Annotated in this window: 2 protein-coding genes; one reads left to right on the plus strand and one right to left on the minus strand. The window is 43.5% G+C overall.

The genetic code is table 11. From position 1 onward, the window contains the following. The coding region (phoU, locus tag A3762_RS12120) for a phosphate signaling complex protein PhoU (protein WP_068755757.1) at positions 1 to 671 on the plus strand (671 nt) is incomplete at its 5' end. 66 nt (positions 672 to 737) lie between these two features. Here phoU and A3762_RS12125 read toward each other — a convergent pair. Further along, positions 738 to 1,405: TerC family protein (locus A3762_RS12125; protein ID WP_068755771.1), on the minus strand; the 668-nt coding region annotated here is incomplete at its 5' end.

Here is a 1,405-nt window from a genome sequence, read left to right on the forward strand (position 1 = left end):
ACCAAAACCTAAGCGAGCTGAGAAACCACTTTTTAGCAATGGGCGGTCTTGTTCAACGCCAGATAACAGATTCGGTTGATGCCTTGCTTAACTCTGACACTTCATTAGCTGAGTCTGTTGCAGCAACAGAGAAAAGCGTCGACGAAATGGAGCGTATGATTGACGAAGAATGTACGCAAATCATTGCACGCCGCCAACCTGCTGCAAGCGACCTACGCTTAGTGATTTCAACCGTTAAGATGATTTCTGACCTTGAGCGCATTGGTGATGAAGCCGCAAAAATTGCAAAAATGGCGATTAAATTAAGCGATGAAGGCAAAGCGCCTCGCGGTTACATCGAAGTACGCCACATCAGTCAACGCGTGACTCAAATGGTCAGTGGATCATTAGACGCCTTCGCACGACTTGATGCCAACATGGCCTTGGAAATTATTCGCGAAGATAGTTCTGTTGACGCCGAATATGGCTCAGCGATTCGATCGTTGATGACGTTTATGATGGAAGATCCGCGAAGCATCTCACAAGTACATAATGTACTGTGGGTACTGCGTGCGCTTGAGCGTATCGGTGATCATGCTGCGAACGTTGCAGAATACGTGATATTCATGGTCAAAGGTGAAGATGTGCGCCATATGAAGATTGCTGAAGCTGAGCAATTAATTAGCGAATAAGCACATCAAGCAGATTTGATTGAGGCTCAACTTGGAGACAGGTTGAGCTTTTTTTGGCCAAAATTCTTACTCGAAAGACGAATCGTCAAGTCCATGCTTTCGAGCCAATTGAATGGTCTCGACTTTCTCTACTTTTCTCGAGCGCAACTTAATATTTAGAAGCTCAACCGATAGTGAAAACGCCATTGCGAAATATACGTAACCCTTCGGAATATGTACATCAAAGCCTTCGGCGATTAACGTAAACGCGATCAAGATTAAAAACGACAAAGCCAACATCTTGATAGTTGGGTTTCTATCAACAAACTCGCCAATAGGATTAGCGGCTATCAGCATCACAATCACAGAGGACACAATAGCAATAACCATAATGCTGAGATGCTCCACTAAACCAACCGCTGTAATTACAGAGTCCAAAGAAAAGATCAAATCCAATACCGCTATTTGAACGAGTATTGAGGCAAAGCTAGATGTTGCGAGCATTGTCGTTGACACATCTTTAATCTCAAAACTCCCATGGATTTCATGCGTGGATTTCATCAATAAGAACAAACCTCCGAGTATTAAAATCAGGTCCCTACCGGATATATCGTTATCCAAAACACTGAATAAGGGATCTACTAGCTTCATCACCCAGGCGAGGCTAAATAAGAGCAATAATCGGGAGATCATCGCTAAAGTGATACCAATTTTTCGAGCTTTATTTCGTTGATGTTCTGGCAGTCGCCCAACTA

The sequence above is a fragment of the Oleiphilus sp. HI0125 genome, from assembly GCF_001635355.1.